At 47.8% G+C, this 18,804-nt stretch carries 19 protein-coding genes; 7 read left to right on the top strand and 12 right to left on the bottom strand.

The features are described from left to right. Nucleotides 1-366 precede the first annotated feature (366 nt). The 3 genes from GT360_RS13860 to GT360_RS13870 are packed head-to-tail and all read right to left on the bottom strand — an operon-like array spanning nucleotide 367 to nucleotide 2,583. Complete coding sequence (locus GT360_RS13860; protein WP_164649412.1) at nucleotides 367-1,284, bottom strand: bifunctional GNAT family N-acetyltransferase/hotdog fold thioesterase; 918 nt, start codon at nucleotides 1,282-1,284, stop codon at nucleotides 367-369. Between the two features lie 29 nt (nucleotides 1,285-1,313). Further along, the gene (dtd, locus tag GT360_RS13865) at nucleotides 1,314-1,748 is read right to left on the bottom strand and encodes a D-aminoacyl-tRNA deacylase (protein WP_164649413.1); all 435 of its coding nucleotides are present in this window, start codon (nucleotides 1,746-1,748) and stop codon (nucleotides 1,314-1,316) included. Next, nucleotides 1,720-2,583, bottom strand: coding sequence for a virulence factor BrkB family protein (locus GT360_RS13870; protein WP_239502638.1), 864 nt, complete (start codon nucleotides 2,581-2,583; stop codon nucleotides 1,720-1,722). Before GT360_RS13870 ends, dtd begins: the two co-directional genes overlap by 29 nt. A 173-nt stretch (nucleotides 2,584-2,756) precedes the next feature. Here GT360_RS13870 and GT360_RS13875 point away from each other — a divergent pair, with 173 nt between their 5' ends. After that, complete coding sequence (locus GT360_RS13875; protein ID WP_164649415.1) at nucleotides 2,757-3,395, top strand: DUF2959 domain-containing protein; 639 nt, start codon at nucleotides 2,757-2,759, stop codon at nucleotides 3,393-3,395. A 211-nt stretch (nucleotides 3,396-3,606) separates the two neighbouring features. Then, complete coding sequence (locus GT360_RS13880; RefSeq protein WP_164649416.1) at nucleotides 3,607-4,131, top strand: AAA family ATPase; 525 nt, start codon at nucleotides 3,607-3,609, stop codon at nucleotides 4,129-4,131. Nucleotides 4,132-4,259: 128 nt separating this feature from the next. Here GT360_RS13880 and typA read toward each other — a convergent pair whose 3' ends face one another. Next, nucleotides 4,260-6,089, bottom strand: coding sequence for a translational GTPase TypA (typA, locus tag GT360_RS13885; RefSeq protein ID WP_164649417.1), 1,830 nt, complete (start codon nucleotides 6,087-6,089; stop codon nucleotides 4,260-4,262). A 511-nt stretch (nucleotides 6,090-6,600) separates the two neighbouring features. Here typA and glnA point away from each other — a divergent pair. The 5 genes from glnA to add all read left to right on the top strand — a co-directional run bounded on the left by glnA (nucleotide 6,601) and on the right by add (nucleotide 12,620). Beyond that, nucleotides 6,601-8,010, top strand: a complete 1,410-nt coding sequence (gene glnA, locus GT360_RS13890; protein WP_164649418.1) for a glutamate--ammonia ligase — start codon at nucleotides 6,601-6,603, stop codon at nucleotides 8,008-8,010. 134 nt (nucleotides 8,011-8,144) lie between these two features. Then, nucleotides 8,145-8,684: a DUF4124 domain-containing protein gene (locus GT360_RS13895; RefSeq protein ID WP_164649419.1), complete on the top strand. Its 540-nt coding sequence runs from the start codon at nucleotides 8,145-8,147 to the stop codon at nucleotides 8,682-8,684. 80 nt (nucleotides 8,685-8,764) lie between these two features. Further along, complete coding sequence (glnL, locus tag GT360_RS13900; protein WP_204274537.1) at nucleotides 8,765-9,859, top strand: nitrogen regulation protein NR(II); 1,095 nt, start codon at nucleotides 8,765-8,767, stop codon at nucleotides 9,857-9,859. Nucleotides 9,860-10,005: 146 nt separating this feature from the next. Then, entirely contained in the window at nucleotides 10,006-11,406 is a 1,401-nt protein-coding gene (glnG, locus tag GT360_RS13905; RefSeq protein ID WP_164649421.1) for a nitrogen regulation protein NR(I), read from the top strand. Nucleotides 11,407-11,618: 212 nt separating this feature from the next. Then, the gene (gene add, locus GT360_RS13910; RefSeq protein ID WP_164649422.1) at nucleotides 11,619-12,620 is read left to right on the top strand and encodes an adenosine deaminase; all 1,002 of its coding nucleotides are present in this window, start codon (nucleotides 11,619-11,621) and stop codon (nucleotides 12,618-12,620) included. A gap of 55 nt (nucleotides 12,621-12,675) precedes the next feature. On the opposite strand, the gene GT360_RS13915 is transcribed toward add, so the two are convergent. Genes GT360_RS13915 through fliD form a run of 8 tightly spaced genes read right to left on the bottom strand, consistent with a single transcriptional unit; the run spans nucleotide 12,676 to nucleotide 18,801 of the window. Beyond that, nucleotides 12,676-13,644 (bottom strand): flagellar motor protein MotB, encoded by a 969-nt coding sequence (locus GT360_RS13915; protein ID WP_164649423.1) that lies wholly within the window; start codon nucleotides 13,642-13,644, stop codon nucleotides 12,676-12,678. Continuing rightward, nucleotides 13,644-14,501: a flagellar motor stator protein MotA gene (gene motA / locus GT360_RS13920; protein WP_164649424.1), complete on the bottom strand. Its 858-nt coding sequence runs from the start codon at nucleotides 14,499-14,501 to the stop codon at nucleotides 13,644-13,646. Before motA ends, GT360_RS13915 begins: the two co-directional genes overlap by 1 nt. A 10-nt stretch (nucleotides 14,502-14,511) precedes the next feature. Further along, on the bottom strand, nucleotides 14,512-15,243 hold the full coding sequence (gene fliA / locus GT360_RS13925; protein WP_164649425.1) for an RNA polymerase sigma factor FliA: 732 nt from the start codon (nucleotides 15,241-15,243) through the stop codon (nucleotides 14,512-14,514). 12 nt (nucleotides 15,244-15,255) lie between these two features. Beyond that, on the bottom strand, nucleotides 15,256-15,723 hold the full coding sequence (locus GT360_RS13930) for a flagellar basal body-associated FliL family protein (RefSeq protein ID WP_164649426.1): 468 nt from the start codon (nucleotides 15,721-15,723) through the stop codon (nucleotides 15,256-15,258). A 9-nt stretch (nucleotides 15,724-15,732) separates the two neighbouring features. Continuing rightward, nucleotides 15,733-16,773: a flagellar hook-length control protein FliK gene (locus tag GT360_RS13935; RefSeq protein WP_164649427.1), complete on the bottom strand. Its 1,041-nt coding sequence runs from the start codon at nucleotides 16,771-16,773 to the stop codon at nucleotides 15,733-15,735. After that, entirely contained in the window at nucleotides 16,770-17,075 is a 306-nt protein-coding gene (locus GT360_RS13940; RefSeq protein ID WP_164649428.1) for a hypothetical protein, read from the bottom strand. The genes GT360_RS13935 and GT360_RS13940 overlap by 4 nt, the downstream gene beginning before the upstream one ends. Continuing rightward, a complete protein-coding gene (gene fliS, locus GT360_RS13945) occupies nucleotides 17,062-17,460 on the bottom strand; it encodes a flagellar export chaperone FliS (protein WP_164649429.1) in 399 nt (132 codons plus the stop codon). The genes GT360_RS13940 and fliS overlap by 14 nt, the downstream gene beginning before the upstream one ends. Before the next feature lie 9 nt (nucleotides 17,461-17,469). Continuing rightward, nucleotides 17,470-18,801, bottom strand: a complete 1,332-nt coding sequence (fliD, locus tag GT360_RS13950; RefSeq protein WP_164649430.1) for a flagellar filament capping protein FliD — start codon at nucleotides 18,799-18,801, stop codon at nucleotides 17,470-17,472. Nucleotides 18,802-18,804 lie beyond the last annotated feature (3 nt).

Below are 18,804 nucleotides of genomic sequence, written 5' to 3' on the forward strand. Positions count from 1 at the left end.
TATCTACTCAAAGAAATTCGGAGTCTCTGCGCGCGGTACATAGACCCTGAAATAAATTCAGGGCGACGTACTGATGCTACGTACATAACTTTCACCCCACAGCGTATCATGCTGAACTTGTTTCAGTATCTACTCAAAGAACTTCAAGTTCTCAACGCGCGGTACATAGACCCTGAAATGAATTCAGGGTGATGTGCGAATACAATCTACTTCCATAACTTTCAGCCCACAGCGCGTCATGCTGAACTTGTTTCAGTATCTACCCAAAGAAATTCGGGTTCTCAACGCGCGGTACATAGACCCTGAAATAAATTCAGGGTGACGGATACTTGTGCAACTTAGCTCGTTGGCTATTGTCCACAACGGCTAATCGTCCAAAGTATCCTGATAATTCGGCAACAACATGTAAGTACCCACAAACTCCACAGACGGGGTACTTCCGCTGTATATCGTCACACTAATCACTATTCGTGCCTTACGACCTGTCGCCAGCCGGTCCAAGTCACCTGAAATACCATCCAGCGATGTCTGGGCCACTGGGTTTTCCGTCACCGGATGGCGATAGCGAATCTGACTGTCGGCCAACACGATATCCGCCATCAAATTACGTTCTTTCATCAACAACCAAGTCATCCCCCAGCCCGTAAGGGTTGCAAGGGTAAATGCTGAGCCTGCAAACATGGTGTTGTGCGGGTTAAGATTAGGGTTGAGCTGTGCACTACACTCAAACTGATAGCCGGTGTATTGGGTGATCTTAATGCCCATCTTGTCGCTGATTGGGATCTGTTGTTCCCAGCGCTGCTGTAGCTCCTGGCACCATTCCGGCTTTCTCAGCACATTCGCCATCGGGTCGAGCGGCTTCACCATCTGTTGGTGACGTACTGGACCACGCTCGTTACTCAGCTCACCGCGCATCTCAAAACCATTTTTCTCGTAAAAGGCAATCGCATCTTCGCGAGCATTACACACCAAGCGCTTAGCGCCTTCTTGACGCGCAAGTGACTCCAAAGCCACCAGAACTAATGAGCCCAAGCCTTTGCTGCGGCGATTCTGCTTTACCGCCATAAAGCGAATCTGACCTTCATTGTCTGGCGTAATATACAAGCGACCTATTGCCATAGGACGACCACGACTGTCGGTGATCATACGGTGATAGCTCATGGTATCAAACTCATCACGCTCTGAGCCAACAGGCATGCGCCATGGTTCGCGTAGCATCTGCCACCGGAACTGATAGTATTTGTTCCACTGATTTTCGGTCTTTGGCGTAATGAGTTTAAACATAGCTTCCCTGTCGTTTCGTTTTCCTAGGCTTACACTTGGAGCCAGAACGTCACTGGTCCATCGTTAATCAATGAGACTTTCATATCAGCGGCAAAGCGCCCACGCTGAGTTGGTAATACTAACTCACATTGGTCAGCAAAGTAGTCGTACAAGCGCTCGGCATCTGCTGGATGCGCACCGCGAGAAAAGCCTGCACGAGTGCCCTTTTTGGTGTCTGCTGGCAAAGTAAACTGCGAAACAACCAATACTTCACCTTCAACCTGCTGCACATTAAGATTCATTTTACCTGCATCGTCTTCAAAAACGCGGTAAGTGGTCACACGCTCCATCAAACGTTTTGCTTTCGCTTCATCGTCGTCTTTTTCAACGCCGAGTAAAACCAATAAACCTTTATTGATCTCACCAACCACTTCGCCATCAACTCGAACTGCGGCTTCACTCACTCTCTGGATCAGTGCTATCACTGGTTACCTCTGTACTTCTTTGTTGTTTAACACCTTTTTGTTGCGAAGAGTTTACCACGTAAGAACCTTGGCTCCAGTGTTCACGCTCTCCTAATGCCGCAGTCACTTCTGCGCCTAGCAACACTATCATCCAACACAAATAAACCCACACAAACAAGATCGGAATAGCGGCAAGCGCGCCATAGATGAGTTGGTAGGAAGGAAATTGAGTAATGTAGGCTGCGAATGCTTTTTTACTTAGCTCAAACAGCAGCGCCGCTAGCATGCCACCGATAACAGCATGATGAACGCGTACCTTTTTGTTCGGCACAACGAGGTAGAGCACCACAAATGCAGAGGTCGACAAAATAAAGGGCAGCCATCGAAGTAATAGGTTGTAAGCGCCCGAGGCCACCTCGTGGCTCAATATCGTCAGTGAGGTGATGTAAGAAGTAGCAGCCAAACTTGCCCCAACGAGTATTGGCCCCAAAGTTAAAATCATCCAATACATCGAGAAAGAGATAATCGCGCGACGCTTTTTCTTCACTCGCCAGATGTAGTTCAAGTTTTTGTCGATGTTAGAGATCAGCATCATGGCGGCAACGAAAAGTGCTGCACCACCCACGGCAGTCATCTTGCCTGTATTTGCCACAAACTCCGCCAACGCTTCCTTCACCGCCTGCCCTGCTGCAGGAACAAAATGCGTGATAACAAAGTCTTGAATCGCCTCTCCCGCACCAGAGAAAATGGCAAACGATGAGAGAATCGAGAGCAACACCGTCAGCATCGGCACGATAGACAACAGCGTAATGTAAGCGAGATATCCCGCATTCACATTGACGCGATCATGCGACATCCGGTTTTTAAGATAATTAAAAAACTGGTAGATCGGTATCAATCGACCGATGAGCTTAGGGCTAAGGTATTTCTTTACTAATTCTTCCATGACCATTCGAGTTTGAAATTTTCCTTCACACAACATTAGGTTATAGTTATTAACATACTCATTCTAAACGAAAGGAAGTCGTTATGCGCTATCTCGTTGCTTTTGTGATCTCTTTGATGACATTAACCGGATGTTCATCAACCTATTACGCCGCTATGGAGCAAGTGGGTTATCACAAGCGAGACATCATGGTTGACCGCGTTGAAGACGCCAAAGAGTCACAACAAGAGGCTCAACAAGAATTTACCAGTGCTCTTGAAGCATTGTCAGCACTCACTAACTTTGATGGTGGTGAACTGGAGAGCGTCTACAAAGATATCAATAGTCGCTATGAAGCCAGTGAAGCGGCAGCGCAAGACGTACGCGATCGCATTGAGGCGATTGAAGATGTTTCAGATGCCCTATTCGACGAGTGGCAGCAAGAGTTAGCGCTTTATAGTAACGACAAACTGCGTCGTTCGAGTGAGCAAAAGCTTCGTGACACCAAAGCCTCTTACCAAACGATGCTTGCGGCAATGTGGAAAGCAGAGCAGAAGATGACACCTGTACTCGACACACTTCGTGATAATACGCTGTATCTGAAGCATAACCTCAATGCGAGTGCGATTGGCTCGCTGCAGGGGGAGTTTATGAGCCTGGAGAGCGACATTGAGTTGGCGATTGAGCAGATGAATGCGGCGATTGCTGAGTCGGATAAGTTTTTGCAGAAGCTGAATCAGTAGGGTCAAGGGTCAAGGGTCAAGGGTCAAGGGTCAAGGGTCAAGGGTCAAGGGTCAAGGGTCAAGGGTCAAGGGTCAAGGGTCAAGGGTCAAGGGTCAAGGGTCAAGGGTCAAGGGTCAAGGGTCAAGGGTCAAGGGTCAAGCAGTGTTTGTGGTAGCTTGAGGTTTGCAACTTCTGTATTCTGAAATCTTTGTTCTTTACTTGAGCTGTAATATGGCACCTATCATTATTTCTGGCGGTCCTGGAGCCGGTAAAACCACCCTACTTAATGCGATAGGCGATGCTGGCTTTGCAACCTTTCCTGAAGGGTCTCGCACGCTCATAGAGGAACAATCGCAGCTTACCAACGGTATCTTGCCGTGGACCGACTTACCGGCGTTTGCCAAATTGTGCCTTAATTTGATGAGTGAGCAAAAACGTCTCGCATCTCAGTATGAAGTGGCTTTTGTTGATCGAGCGATTCCTGACATTATTGGTTATCTCAAGATGGGTCAATGCGAGGTCGATGAAGCCTATCGTGTCGAGAGCAAGGGCTATTACTCACCGGTGTTTGTTTGTCGACCTGAGGCTTCGATTTATGTGCAGGATGAGGTGCGCCCGCATAGTTTTGAAGAGGCAGTGCAGATCCATCAACTGCTTTGTGAGACGTATGTTGAACTTGGGTTTGAGGTGATTGACGTGCCTTGGGGCAGCGTTGAGGAGCGTGTTGAGTTTGTGAAAAGCCAATTAAGGCTTTAGGTCTATCGCTCGCTTCAGCTAGATTCTGAAATGAATTCAGAATGACACCACTGTCTATAGCAAGAAAAACAAAAGCCCCGAGTAGCATCGCTACTCGGGGCTTTTTAATCTTACCAAGTAATTAATAATTACTTAGCGTTACGTGCTTCACGCTTACGATCACTTTCCGTTAGGAACTTCTTACGGATACGGATGCTTTCAGGCGTTACTTCTACTAGTTCGTCTTCATCAATGAACTCAAGAGCTTGCTCTAGAGTGTGCTTGATTGGCGGAGTCAGAACCTGAGCGTCATCAGTACCTGATGCACGAACGTTGGTTAGCTGCTTACCTTTCAGTGCGTTTACTGTTAGGTCATTGTCACGGCTGTGAATACCGATGATCATGCCTTCATAAACTTCTACACCGTGACCGATAAATAGACGGCCGCGCTCTTGAAGGTTAAACAGTGCGTTGGTCAGTGCTTTACCCGCTGCATTAGCAATCAGTACGCCGTTGATACGTTGACCGATTTGACCACCTTTGTGTGGACCATAGCTGTCGTATGTATGGTAAAGAAGACCAGAACCTGAAGTTAGCGTCATGAATTCAGTTTGGAAACCGATCAGGCCACGAGATGGCATGATGAAGTCCATACGTACACGGCCTTTACCGTCTGGTGCCATGTCTTTCAGCTCACCTTTACGCAGGCCGATGTTTTCCATGATACCGCCTTGGTGCTCTTCAAGAACATCAATCGTTACCGTTTCAAACGGTTCCATTAGCTGACCATCAACTTCTTTGATGATGACTTCTGGACGAGATACTGCTAGCTCAAAGCCTTCACGACGCATGTTCTCGATCAGGATAGATAGGTGAAGCTCACCACGACCTGATACGCGGAATTTGTCTGGATCGTCTGTTTGCTCAACGCGCAATGCAACGTTGTGAACCAGTTCTTTCTCTAGACGCTCAAGGATGTTACGTGACGTAACGTACTTACCTTCTTTACCTGCGAATGGAGACGTGTTTACTTGGAACGTCATGGTTACTGTTGGCTCATCAACAGACAGTGGTGGAAGTGCTTCAACGTCACCCTGTGCACATACTGTGTCAGAGATTTTCAGCTCACCAAGACCTGTGATGGCGATGATGTCACCAGCAGCAGCTTGGTCAACGTCGTGACGCTCTAGGCCAAGGTAGCCTTGTACTGTACCGACTTTACCATTGCGAGTCTTACCGTCAGCGCCAACCACTGTTACTTGTTGGTTTGGCTTGATCGTACCGCGAGTTACGCGACCAACACCGATAACACCTAGGTATGAGCTGTAATCTAGCTGAGAGATTTGCATCTGTAGAGGACCATCAAGGTCAACATCTGGTGCAGCAACTTCATCAACGATAGTTTGGAACAGTGGTTCCATGTTCTCGCCTTCTTCACCTTCTTCGCGCGTTGCCCAACCGTTAAGTGCCGAAGCGTAAACCACTTGGAAGTCTAGCTGTTCATCCGTTGCACCTAGGTTATCGAATAGATCGAATACTTGGTCCATAACCCACTCAGGACGAGCGCCCGGGCGGTCAATCTTGTTGATAACAACGATTGGCTTAAGACCGTGAGCAAATGCTTTTTGTGTTACGAAACGAGTTTGAGGCATCGGACCGTCTACTGCGTCTACGATAAGTAGTACACAATCAACCATCGACATAATACGCTCTACTTCACCACCGAAGTCCGCGTGTCCTGGAGTATCTACGATGTTGATACGGTAGTCATTCCAGTTAATGGCCGTGTTTTTCGCCAGAATGGTAATGCCACGCTCTTTCTCGATATCGTTCGAGTCCATTACGCGCTCTTCAACTTCGCCGCGAGACTCTAGCGTACCTGATTGTTGAAGTAGCTTATCTACTAGGGTCGTTTTACCGTGGTCAACGTGCGCGATGATCGCGATGTTTCTCAATTTATCAATCTGTGGAGTTGCCATGAATTTGCTTCACTCAGGTGTAGTCGCCGCTCAGTTATCAACACACCTTATCTATCAAAAATGAAGGAATGATGTAGCTGGCCACGAGTTTGATTAAAAAAACGGCCGTTAATGTACCAGATTTTGATGAAAATCACACGAATATGTGACCTATCACCCGTTGCTTTGAAGATCATAGATTACGCGGCGAATTTTCGCAGTGATTATTGTTTCAACAGATTGACATCTTTTTTGATTCAGGGCTGAATGAGTGCACCAATGTGGTACAAAAAGAGTCTTATCAGTCTCTTTTGCACCCATTTGGTGCAGTTGGTTTCCATCATGGTGCATTGAGGTTTGAAGACCTGCACCAAAAATGGTTAAGTGACTGAAAATAAAGGAATTGAAAAATTGGCACGCTTTTAGCAAACGATTAACCAGCATCGAATAGCACGAATGAAATAAAACTATTCAATGCTGGATTCTGAGAATCGAGCCATTAACGCTTTAAATACACTGGAGGTTATCCACGATGTCAGTAGAAAACGTTCTATCACTGATCCAAGAAAACGAAGTTAAATTTGTTGACCTACGCTTTACTGATACAAAAGGTAAAGAGCAACACGTATCTATCCCAGCTCACCAAGTTGACGCTGACTTCTTCGAAGAAGGCAAAATGTTCGACGGTTCTTCTGTAGCTGGTTGGAAAGGTATCAACGAGTCAGACATGGTTATGATGCCAGACGCATCATCTGCTGTTCTTGACCCGTTCACTGAAGAAGCAACTCTAAACATTCGTTGTGACATCCTAGAACCTTCTACTATGCAAGGTTACGACCGTGACCCTCGCTCAATCGCTAAGCGCGCTGAAGACTACATGCGTTCAACTGGTATCGCAGACAACGTTCTTGTTGGTCCAGAGCCAGAGTTCTTCCTATTTGACGATGTTAAGTTCGCGACAGACATGTCAGGTTCTTTCTTCAAGATCGACGACATCGAAGCAGCTTGGAACACAGGCGCTGACGTAGAAGGCGGTAACAAAGGTCACCGTCCTGGCGTTAAAGGCGGTTACTTCCCAGTAGCTCCAGTTGACTCTTCTCAAGACATCCGTTCTGCAATGTGTCTAATCCTTGAAGAGATGGGTCAAGTTGTTGAAGCTCACCACCACGAAGTTGCAACAGCAGGTCAGAATGAAATCGCAACTCGCTTCAACACGCTAACAGCGAAAGCGGATGAGATCCAGGTTTACAAGTACGTTGTACACAACGTTGCTCACGCATTTGGTAAAACGGCAACATTCATGCCTAAGCCACTAGTAGGTGATAACGGTTCTGGTATGCACGTTCACCAATCTCTAGCAAAAGACGGTGTTAACCTATTTGCTGGTGATAAGTACGGCGGCCTATCTGAAATGGCACTTTACTACATCGGTGGTATCATCAAGCACGCTAAAGCAATCAACGCATTTGCTAACGCGTCGACTAACTCGTACAAGCGTCTTGTACCAGGCTTCGAAGCGCCAGTTATGCTAGCTTACTCTGCTCGTAACCGTTCTGCTTCTATCCGTATCCCAGTGGTACCAAGCCCTAAAGCGCGTCGTATCGAACTACGCTTCGGTGATCCATCTGCGAACCCATACCTATGTTTCGCTGCAATGCTTATGGCTGGTCTTGACGGTATCAAGAACAAGATCCACCCAGGTGAAGCAATGGATAAAGACCTTTACGACCTACCTGCAGAAGAAGCAGCAGAAATCCCAACAGTGGCTTACTCACTGAAAGAAGCGCTAGAGTGTCTAGACGCTGACCGTGAGTTCCTAACAGCTGGTGGTGTATTCTCTGACGACTTCATCGATTCTTACATCGGTCTTAAGTCTCAAGATGTTGAGAAAGTAAACATGACAACTCACCCACTTGAGTTTGAACTTTACTACTCTGTATAAGACTCGGATTTCAATGTAAGCCGATAGGTTTTCATACCGAATATTAGGCTCGCCTCGCAGGCGAGCCTTTTTTATGTCGCGCCCATTTTCAAGTGATTTAGCATCAGTCAATCACTTCCATTAGGAGCGAAGACATGCGAACACTTTTTCTATTCATCATCACTATCGTTACCCAACCCACTCTAGCGCAGCAGACGGTTTATACTTGGGTGGATGCGGATGGCGTCTTACATTTTAGTGATAGCCCATCTAATAGCGATGCCCAAATGATCTCACTGCCTTCATACTCAGCCTCTACTTCACAACCTATCGACTCACAAGATAATGTTCAAACTCTCGTCAACGAACTAGAGCATGAACCATCGACCCCACTGGCCAAAGCTCCCCCCCTTGTCATTACCTTCACCTCGCCTGTCCATGAGCAAACCATTCGTAGTAACCGTGGTTTCATTACCGTGCAATCCGAGCTCAACCGAAAGCTGAGCGTGGGAGAAACGCTACAATTGCGACTCAATAATCAACCTTATGGCGCACCCAGTTATAACCCATTGTGGAAACTAAAAAATATTGACCGAGGCAGTCATCAAATTCAGATTCAAGCACTGAAAGACGGCAAGGTAATTGCATCATCAAGCTCTATAACGGTGCATCTTCACCGAGCGAGCATTAAGTAACGCTTTTATTGCCTTAAACCGCGGTAATGTTACTTTCTCTCCCCATCATGATGCGCCATACTTGATAGCGATGCACCACAATGGTGCATGAGTTATTTGCTCACCCGTTCAAGTACAAGGATGCAGAAGTGAACCCAGAACTCAGTCACGCCATACTCAACAACGTCGTCACCGCAACGATGATGCTCGATGAAACACTCGTGGTGCGTTACGCCAACCCTGCAACCGAGCAACTGTTTGGGCAAAGTGCTAAGCGTCTGACTGAGCAGCCACTGTCTAAGCTGATTCAACACGCCTCGATGGACCTCGCCCTCCTTACCCAGCCATTGCAAACGGGTCAAAGCATGACTGACAGTGATGTTACCTTTGTCGTTGATGGCAAGCCGCTCATGCTTGAGGTCACTGCGAGTCCGTTATCGTGGAACAAAGGGCTGATGCTGCTGATTGAAATGCGCAAAATCGATCAACAGCGCCGCTTAAGCCAAGAGCTTAACCAACATGCTCAGCAGCAAGCGGCCAAACTGCTTGTGCGCGGATTAGCCCATGAGATTAAAAACCCTCTCGGCGGTTTACGCGGGGCTGCCCAGCTTCTTGAACGCGCCCTTCCTGAGGAAGAGCTAAAAGAGTACACCCAGATCATTATCGAGCAGGCAGACCGCTTACGCTCGCTAGTCGATCGCCTGCTTGGTCCACAAAAACCGGGTAAGAAACAAGAAGAGAACGTCCACTTAATTCTCGAGAAAGTACGTCAATTGGTTGAACTAGAAGTCGGCTCTGATGTGGTGATTGAACGTGACTATGACCCAAGCCTACCTGATATTTTGATGAACGCCGATCAGGTAGAGCAAGCGCTACTGAACATTGTCAGCAATGCAGGGCAGATCTTAAAGAAACAAGAGCACGGCTTAATCACCATTCGCACCAGAACGGTGCATCAAGCGAATATCCACGGTAAGCGCCATAAACTGGCAGCGCGGATTGAGGTTATCGATAACGGCCCAGGCATTGATATCGACCTACAAGATACCTTGTTTTATCCCATGGTCAGTGGTCGCGAAGGTGGCACGGGACTGGGTTTATCCATCGCACAGAATTTAATTGATCAGCACCAAGGCAAGATTGATGTCGAGAGCTGGCCGGGCAGAACCATTTTTACTATCTATCTGCCGATATAAACCAATGACCAATTTTGGCTACCCGTCGATATTCGGCGAGTGACCAACACAAATTACACAATGTTGTCGCCTCGGTTCGCGACTCCATCAACAACACATTTTAATGATTATGACTTTGTCAGTTTGCAAGCTTAAGGATAACGATTATGAGTAAAGGATATGTATGGGTCGTTGATGACGACAGCTCTATCCGCTGGGTAATGGAGAAGACCTTATCGTCAGCCAATATTCGCTGTGAGACCTTTGCCGATGCCGAGAGTGTCCTGCTCGCTCTTGAGCGTGAAACACCCGATGTACTGGTCTCTGACATTCGCATGCCGGGAATTGATGGCATCGAGCTGCTGCAGCAGATCCAGTCTCAAAGTCCTGATCTCCCCGTCATCATCATGACTGCGCACTCTGACTTAGATGCCGCGGTCAATGCCTACCAAAAAGGTGCATTTGAGTATTTGCCAAAGCCCTTTGATGTGGATGAGACCTTAAGCTTGGTTGAGCGTGCACTGGCTCATCGCCAAGAGCAGCGCCAAGAGTCGATGAAAGAAGATCTCGATACCAGCACACCAGAGATCATCGGTGAAGCGCCTGCTATGCAGGAGGTTTTCCGCGCTATCGGTCGCCTATCACGCTCTTCTATTTCGGTGCTCATCAATGGTGAATCTGGTACAGGTAAAGAGTTGGTGGCTCATGCCTTGCACAGACATAGTCCCCGTGCTCAAAAGCCTTTCATCGCCCTCAACATGGCAGCCATCCCTAAAGACTTGATTGAATCCGAATTGTTCGGCCACGAGAAAGGCGCGTTCACTGGGGCGAACAGTGTGCGTCAAGGCCGCTTTGAACAAGCAAACGGCGGAACCCTGTTTCTAGATGAAATCGGGGATATGCCACTGGACATTCAGACTCGATTGCTTCGTGTATTAGCTGACGGTCAGTTTTATCGCGTAGGTGGCCACTCTGCGATCAAAGTCGATGTACGTATTGTTGCGGCCACCCACCAAAATCTTGAGAAGCTGGTGCACAAAGGCGATTTCCGTGAAGATTTATTCCACCGCTTGAATGTCATTCGCGTACAAATCCCTGCACTTCGCGAGCGTAAGCAAGATATTGAACAGCTGACTCTGCACTTTTTAAAACGCGCGGCGGATGAACTTGGCGTTGATACTAAGACACTTCATGACTCCACCGTTGATATTCTTAACCGCCTTGACTGGCCAGGTAACGTGCGCCAACTCGAGAACGTGTGTCGCTGGCTGACGGTTATGGCCAGTGGCAGTGAAATCCTACCGAATGATCTCCCAAGTGAGTTGGTTGAGGAGAAGCCTGCGATAGCCAATGACGGCGTTGGCTCATGGCAAAACCAGTTATCAAGCTGGGCCAAAAACACCATCGCACAAGGTGACTCTGACATTCTGGCTGTCGCGCTCCCAGAGTTTGAGCGCATCCTTTTGGAAGCCGCTTTAGAGCATACCAATGGTCACAAGCAAGAGGCGGCCAAGGTACTTGGCTGGGGACGCAATACCCTCACTCGCAAGCTCAAAGAACTGTATTAAACAACACGGTTCAGGCCGTATCTTAGCCGGCCTGAACCCTTCAACCGGACACCCTGCTCTATATCTAGGCAATCCGATAACTTGTCCAGGCAATCGATTGCTACCGCTCTTCGCACAATTTACTCTGTTTCTTGTTTGTTGTTTTTGTTATACACACTGCGAAAGTAACTCAACTACACTCAACAGACTGATATTTGCAGGGACATACGTTAATGATCACCAAAAGCCTTCCCCTTACCGATTTGCACCGTCACCTTGATGGCAACATTCGCACTCAAACTATCCTCGAGCTAGGCCAGAAGTTTGGCATGGCGTTGCCTGGGCATGATGTGGAGAGCTTAACGCCGCACGTACAGATCGTTGAAGCAGAGCCTTCTTTAGTGGCTTTCCTGTCAAAATTGGATTGGGGTGTGGCAGTATTAGGCGACTTAGACGCTTGTCGTCGTGTCGCGTATGAGAATGTCGAAGATGCGCTTAATGCACAGATTGACTACGCTGAGCTGCGCTTCTCTCCTTACTACATGGCCATGAAGCACAATCTGCCTGTCGCGGGTGTGGTTGAAGCCGTGATTGATGGCGTGCAGGCAGGTGTGCGTGACTTTGGTGTTAAAGCCAACCTAATTGGCATTATGAGCCGTACTTTCGGCACCGAAGCGTGCCAGCAAGAGCTTGATGGTATCCTGGCCCATCGCAACCATATTGTTGCCGTTGACCTTGCAGGCGACGAGTTAGGTCAACCCGGTGATCGCTTTGTCTCTCACTTCAAGCAAGTGCGCGATGCAGGCCTAAACGTCTCTGTTCACGCGGGTGAAGCAGCTGGTGCAGAGAGTATGTGGCAAGCGATTCAAGAGCTGGGGGCGACGCGTATTGGTCATGGTGTGAAAGCGATTCATGATCCAAAACTTATGGATTATCTTGCGAAAAACCGCATTGGTATTGAGTCGTGCCTAACGTCGAACATTCAAACCAGCACAGTGGAATCTTTAGCGAACCATCCACTTAAGACCTTCCTTGACCACGGTGTGATGGCTTGTATCAACACTGATGACCCTGCGGTTGAAGGGATTGAGCTGCCGTTTGAGTACGAGGTTGCAGCGCCTAACGCTGGCTTAAGCCAAGAGCAAATCCGTCAAGCTCAGATTAACGGCCTTGAACTGGCCTTCCTGTCGAACACAGAGAAGCAAGCCTTACGTGATATGGCTGCAAAGCGCTAATCTCACCGTTGATGAAGCAAAAAAATGCCGATGTTGAAACAACATCGGCATTTTTCTAGTAAACGCTCACCGGCTCATTTTGCAGCGCGGCGGTACGAGCCTCATCCACGGCATTGTGATGCTCTCGCCCGAATAGCGCATTGAGCATATCTTCACTTGTATCGGTTAAGACTAAAATCTCAATACGCCTGTTGACTGCACTATGGGGACGCTCTTCGTCTAACAGCATGGTATCTGACATCGCGGTCACTTGAGACACGCGACTCGGTGGCATACCGCCGAACTCCAAAATCTCACGTGCCATCTGCGCACGCTGCCCTGACAGCAACCAGTTATTACCCGCACTACGTTGATTAAATCCGGTCGAATCCGCATGACCTGAGATCATCAAAGAGTTCTCAACGGTGGCGAAAACCGGAGCGAGCGCGAGCAACAAGTCCTCAAAAAAGTAGGTCAGTGTTGAGCCGCCACGCAAGAACATAGGCTTGTCTTCCCCATCATTGATCAGTACGCGCAACCCCTGTGGAACAATCTCGACGTGCAGATGTTCACTGACATTCAGATGTTCACTATAGTCATCAATAAACTGACCAAGAATCGTCATCTGCTCTTGGGTGTCATAGCGGCCTGCGATAAGAGCCAAGCTCTCCGTCCCTTCCCCACCATAGTTGTTGCTATCACCATCTTTCACGCTGATGGTTAAGCTGTTTCCCATGTCATATGGGTTGGTAGGCTGTGCACTGAGCTGATCCGGTAGCGCACTGCCACCAAAATCAATCGGAAATAGGCTGTTGTTGTTAAAGCTCTCTTCAACGGCGATCAAATCTGGGCTGCCCGCCAACTTACCGACAATGCGCTCTTTCTCATCGTCAGTGGTGACTTGCAGAACCCACATCACCATGAAGAACGCCATCATCGCTAGGGTGAAGTCAGCAAAGGCGACTTTCCAAGCACCGCCATTGCTTCTTCCGTCCTCTCGGCGACGAGATTTTCGAATAATGATATGTTCTGAAGGTGTACGCATTATTGGAATACTCTCTGAGTTACCCAGCTCTCCATTTCAGCGAAGGTTGGCTTCACATCAAGAAGAATAAGTTTGCGCCCTGCGTCAACAGCGACAATCGAGGTTTTGCCAGAGGCATACGCTACCAAGATGGCACGAACACATTCAAACGCTGAGATTTCACGTTTGATTTTCTTTTCCATTGCAGCGCTGATTGGGTCACACACACAGTAACAAAAGAAAATACCCAAGAAGGTACCCACTAGCGCTGCTGCCACGCTAACACCAATCTGTGCCATATCGGCATCAATATTGGTCATGGTGATCACGATGCCCATTACCGCAGCCAAGATACCAAAACCAGGCATCGCTTCGGCTAAACGATGCATGCTGCGAGAAGGCGCAAGCATGTCATCCTCTATTGATAGAATTTCTTGCTCTAGCATCCCTTCCAGCTCATGAGCTGAGATTTTACCCATCGCTAATAAGCGGAAATTATCACAGATGAACACCACTAACTCTGGGTGTTCCATGATCTCTGGATAAGCAAGGAATAGGCTACTTTGATTTGGCTCTTCGATATGCTCATCAAGGGCACGCATACCACCCGCGCGTACCTGCTCAAGCAAGTGATGCATCAAAGACAACAACTCTTGATACAGACGACGTTCGTCTTTTTTCACTGCGATAGACAGAGTTTGGCGCCACATTTCAATAATTACATGGTGTGGGTTACCAAGAATAAGCGCACCAATACCTGCGCCTAAAATAATGGCCAGTTCAGCCGGTTGCCACATCGTATGCAGGTAACCACCCGCCGCAACATAGCCACCAAAGACACCAAATATGATGACCAAAATACCGATAATTTTTTGCATGATTTTTCCTTTAAAACTGTTGCTTGATCATCACTTGAAGATTTTTCACAGCCGACTTATGCAGCTGGCAAACGCGCGCCTCGGTGAGTCCCACAACCATGGCAATCTCTTTGAGGCTTAACTCTTTTAGGTAATACAAACTCAAAATCACTTGCTCACGCTCAGGCAGTTTACCCAGTGCGAACACAATCATATTGTGATCAATCATTTGCTGGGTGCCTTCGTCCTCTACCTCAGGCGAGTAGGCTTCACCGCTCTCTTGAATCAAGGTATCCAAGCTTTGCAGCTCTTCTGCTTGGCTGACGGCTAGCGTGCGATGATACTCATCACTCGTGATGCCGAGCTCTGACAAAATCTCTTGCTCACTCGGCTCACGGGCCAACTTTTTGGTCAGCAGCTTGACCTTGTTCATTAGGTCATGCGCTTGCTGGCGCAGCTGTCTTGGTCGCCAATCTCTTCTGCGCAGCTCATCAAGAATCGAGCCACGAATGCGTCGTGATGCGAAGATAGGAAAGTTTTCATCCATCTCCCCATAACGTCGTGACGCTTCGAGCAACCCCATCAACCCGAGCTGCTCCATGTCATCGATGCCCACAGTAGCGGTACAGTGTGGACGAAGCTGGTTGACGATTCGTTTCACTAAGGGAAGGTATTGTCTAAGAATTTCACCTTCATTGACGGCTGACGACTGCGGCTGAGCGTCAACATATTCGTCTGGTAAGCTAACCTGAGCATCTAACATAGTGACTCCTTCCTACTGCAGTACTAACTTGGTGAACAACACATCGCTAATCGCATGCTGATAACCGTTTTTCTGCAAAGTGTTGGTTAGCTTAGATTTGACTTGCAACTGAAGCGCTTCAATGTCATCCATTTCACGCATCTCTTCATAGCTCATCTGGCTAAACATCTTGAGCAGTACGTTATTCACTACCGGACGGAATGCCAAAAGCTCTTCATGCGCCACGTTATTCATGGTTTTTAAATCCAGCTCAAGCAATAAGTAGTGCATGCGCTCTTCACCATTGAGTGAAATAACAAACTTATCCAGAGGCATAAAGTGCACTTGGTTCTCTGATTGACTACCAGAGAACAAGCTGTCTCCCTGAGACAAGTTGTTGCTCAGCATGTAGTAAGTACCACCAGCCGCTCCGACAATCAGTGCTGCGGAAAATAGGCCTGCAAATACGAGCTTCACACCTGGGTGATTAAAGTTAAACATGGGTCATCCTTAGATTAAACGTGTGATTCTGTGGTCGTTGTGACCTGATAATTCAAGCGTCGATTCGTGCCAGTCAGACTGAGCGACGATCTCTTGTTGGTACTGAGGATCCTCGCTGTGCTCTTCTTGCGGTTGGTCACTGACATCGACGTTAACGCTTGCACCGGCAAGCTGTTTCGACTCTAGGTCAAAACGCAGGCGTTCCGCTTGCTGAGAAATGGCTTCGCGCAATGTTGGGTCACTGGCAAACAGCTGAACATGTACCTTGTTGTTATCCACTCTCACCGCCAGCTCAAGTGTGCCTAAGTGAGGAGGGTCAAGGCGGATACGCGCCTGCGAGACATCTTGATTCATCTGCATTTGCACTCGGTCTTTTAACACCGAAAGCATCTGCTGACCCCACGCTTGCTTGTTTTCATCCACTTTAATGGGCGCCCATTCAGCGTGAGTATGATTGGCTTGCGTTGTTGCTTGTGGCGCCGTCGAAGCAAAGTTTGATGACTGCATCATCATCGATGCATTGGTCATCTGTGCAGACTTTACGGCTTGTAGCAGCTCTGGGTTATTGTGCTCAGGGCGCACAGGTACCATCGCGTTTGCCATCATGCGCTCTAAAGCTTGTGTGAAGTTCAAGGTTTGTTGTTCACCTTGCGCAGACGCTAAATGATGGCTGGATAACGATTGTTGTGTCTGGCCAAGTTGCACATCGACACTTTGCAGCCCATCAGCACGGCGCATCATCTGCAGTACTTGCTGCTGAACCTGGCCATCAAACTGGCTGACCATCGAGATAACACGAAACTGGCCTTCCGGCGGAAGCTGAGCAAGGAATGGCTTATCTGCATCAAACTGCCAGTCTTCTTGCTCGGCAAGCTGCTTTAGTTGGTCGTAGAGATCGAACCAGTATTCGCCAGCACTCTCGTCTGAGGGAATGTCACCAATGCCCAAAAGCTCTGCAAAGCTCAAAGCTTGGTCAGCCGACGCCGAGATAGCGCTGTGCCCAGCGCTATGCGTCATCGAAGGCGCAGGTGTATTGGCAATGACACTCATGCCCCACTCCTCTCAACTTGGTAGTAACCCTCTAACCCTTCACGCTCAGATTGAAGTTTTGCAAGGGTGCGACCAATACGACTTTTCTCTTCCTCGCAGCGATCTACGGCTTTTTCATGCTGCACACGCAGCGTGGTGATATCTCGCTGGAGTCGTTTGGCTTTTTCCGGGTTAAGCTGAAAGTGCTCTAATACTCCACGGATTTTGAGATCCAAAGTGCGTAGCTTCTGCCACTCTTTTTGATCACAGCAGTGGGTGATATGTAGAGCGAGCTTTCTTAAGTCAGTGCTAGTTATTTCCATGCGCAACTCCGAAGTTTTTCCAGCCTTCTTGAATGTTAGTCATCACCTCACGAACTTCAGCCAGCTTAGTGGCATCATTGCCAGTGCTTGCCTCAAAAAGGCGTAAGCTGCAGAAGTCATAAAGGCGATTCATCTGCTCAGCCATTTCACCGCCACGTTCCATATCTAGTGCACTATTGAGGCCACCGATGATGTCTAAGCAGCGAGCAATTGCCTCGCCTTTCTCCTTAAAGCGCTTAGCCTCCATATGACCCTCTGCACGCGTCAACGTGTCGAGAAATCCTTCGATGAGCATAAGTACAAGTTGATATGGGCTCGCTGCGGCGGCTTGCGCTTCAACATCAACTTGTTGATAAGCATCAAAGCCAGACTCTTCAGTAAACATTTAGATTCCTTAATACATAAACATTGAGCCCGTAGACTGCATCTGTGACATCACTTGCTGCATCGCAGTGTATTCACGCAGGTAACGGTCATAGGTTTTTTCCATACGGTAATCGAGACGCTCTTTCTTTTCGTCTACGCGGTCGATATTGCCTTGGAGGGTGTCTTGGCGAGTCTTTAGTAGATTGGTGCCGCTATTGCTGCTGCCTGTGTATGGGTCAATGACTTTCTCAAGATTGTTGAGTACACCTTGTTCACCAAAGAACAGCGCATCAATTTTTTCAGGCTCTTCCGCAAGGGTTTTTTCTAATCGGTCACTATCGATTTTTAGTGTGCCATCGCGGTTTGCTTCGATGCCAATACTGAAGAGTGTGCCTTCATCGTATAGGCCGCGCATGGTATTATTGAGGGTGTTTTTGATACTACGAGCCGTTGAATCACTTGCTAAAACACCAGCTTCAGTAACTTTTTCGTAGTCACTGTCTTCATCATCATCATCATCCGAATCATCGTTTTCAATCTTGTATTCGGTCTGAGTATGTTTAAGAAGAACTTTCATTAGGTCGTTGTAAGCATCAACAAAATCTTCTACGGCTTCCTTTGATGCCTCTTGGTCAGTACCCACTACCATAGTGATAGGAGCATCACCCGACTCTTGAGCTTTAGTCACCTCAAAAGAGACGCCATAAATTACGTCATCAAACGTATTGTTGCTGTTTGAGACAACTAGGCCACCTTCACCGCCTACATGGATAACTGCATCTAATGCTTCACTCAGTTGCTTGTGAGTTACTTGTTGCTCATCTACGGTAACAGTAAAGCCGTTTTCTATACCTGTTTCGTCAGAACTCAGTAATAGGTTTAGTTCGCCATCACTGCGGACTACGCTAGCGTTGATACCGGCGTCTAACTCATTGATATGATCCGCTAAATGATGAATGTCATCAAAGTCAGCATAGTTCAGCTCAACCACTTCACCAGACGAAAGTGTGATCGACATCGAGCCATCGGCTGGCAACTCTTCACCACCAAAACCGATAGCATCTTGTTGTGCCTTAGCCAACTGTTCTACGAAAATGTCATAAGAGCCTTCGCGCGCATAACGACCTGCGGTCGCATTGATGTAACCCTCTTCATTGATTGTGACCGAGTTTTTGACAAAACTGTTGTCTGGGGTATTGATACCATCAAGTGCCGTTTTAAAAGTGCTAAACGCTGAATCGATTTCTTTCCACGCGTTTAGCTGAGTCTCATACATTTTTTGTTGATTAGCATATTGAATATCAAATGGCTGACGCTGAATCATTACCATCTGCATCGCCATTTGTGCTGGATCGATCATTTC

It is taken from the genome of Vibrio astriarenae (assembly GCF_010587385.1).
GTDB lineage: Bacteria > Pseudomonadota > Gammaproteobacteria > Enterobacterales > Vibrionaceae > Vibrio > Vibrio astriarenae.

Coding starts and splice junctions, on each gene's coding strand:
- GT360_RS13860 (WP_164649412.1), bottom strand. CDS start 1,284: ATGTTTAAACTCATTACGCCAAAGACCGAAAATCAGTGGAACAAATAC.
- GT360_RS13870 (WP_239502638.1), bottom strand. CDS start 2,583: ATGTCGCATGATCGCGTCAATGTGAATGCGGGATATCTCGCTTACATT.
- GT360_RS13875 (WP_164649415.1), top strand. CDS start 2,757: ATGCGCTATCTCGTTGCTTTTGTGATCTCTTTGATGACATTAACCGGA.
- GT360_RS13880 (WP_164649416.1), top strand. CDS start 3,607: ATGGCACCTATCATTATTTCTGGCGGTCCTGGAGCCGGTAAAACCACC.
- typA (WP_164649417.1), bottom strand. CDS start 6,089: ATGGCAACTCCACAGATTGATAAATTGAGAAACATCGCGATCATCGCG.
- glnA (WP_164649418.1), top strand. CDS start 6,601: ATGTCAGTAGAAAACGTTCTATCACTGATCCAAGAAAACGAAGTTAAA.
- GT360_RS13895 (WP_164649419.1), top strand. CDS start 8,145: ATGCGAACACTTTTTCTATTCATCATCACTATCGTTACCCAACCCACT.
- glnL (WP_204274537.1), top strand. CDS start 8,765: ATGGTGCATGAGTTATTTGCTCACCCGTTCAAGTACAAGGATGCAGAA.
- glnG (WP_164649421.1), top strand. CDS start 10,006: ATGAGTAAAGGATATGTATGGGTCGTTGATGACGACAGCTCTATCCGC.
- add (WP_164649422.1), top strand. CDS start 11,619: ATGATCACCAAAAGCCTTCCCCTTACCGATTTGCACCGTCACCTTGAT.
- GT360_RS13915 (WP_164649423.1), bottom strand. CDS start 13,644: ATGCGTACACCTTCAGAACATATCATTATTCGAAAATCTCGTCGCCGA.
- motA (WP_164649424.1), bottom strand. CDS start 14,501: ATGCAAAAAATTATCGGTATTTTGGTCATCATATTTGGTGTCTTTGGT.
- fliA (WP_164649425.1), bottom strand. CDS start 15,243: ATGTTAGATGCTCAGGTTAGCTTACCAGACGAATATGTTGACGCTCAG.
- GT360_RS13930 (WP_164649426.1), bottom strand. CDS start 15,723: ATGTTTAACTTTAATCACCCAGGTGTGAAGCTCGTATTTGCAGGCCTA.
- GT360_RS13935 (WP_164649427.1), bottom strand. CDS start 16,773: ATGAGTGTCATTGCCAATACACCTGCGCCTTCGATGACGCATAGCGCT.
- GT360_RS13940 (WP_164649428.1), bottom strand. CDS start 17,075: ATGGAAATAACTAGCACTGACTTAAGAAAGCTCGCTCTACATATCACC.
- fliS (WP_164649429.1), bottom strand. CDS start 17,460: ATGTTTACTGAAGAGTCTGGCTTTGATGCTTATCAACAAGTTGATGTT.
- fliD (WP_164649430.1), bottom strand. CDS start 18,801: ATGATCGATCCAGCACAAATGGCGATGCAGATGGTAATGATTCAGCGT.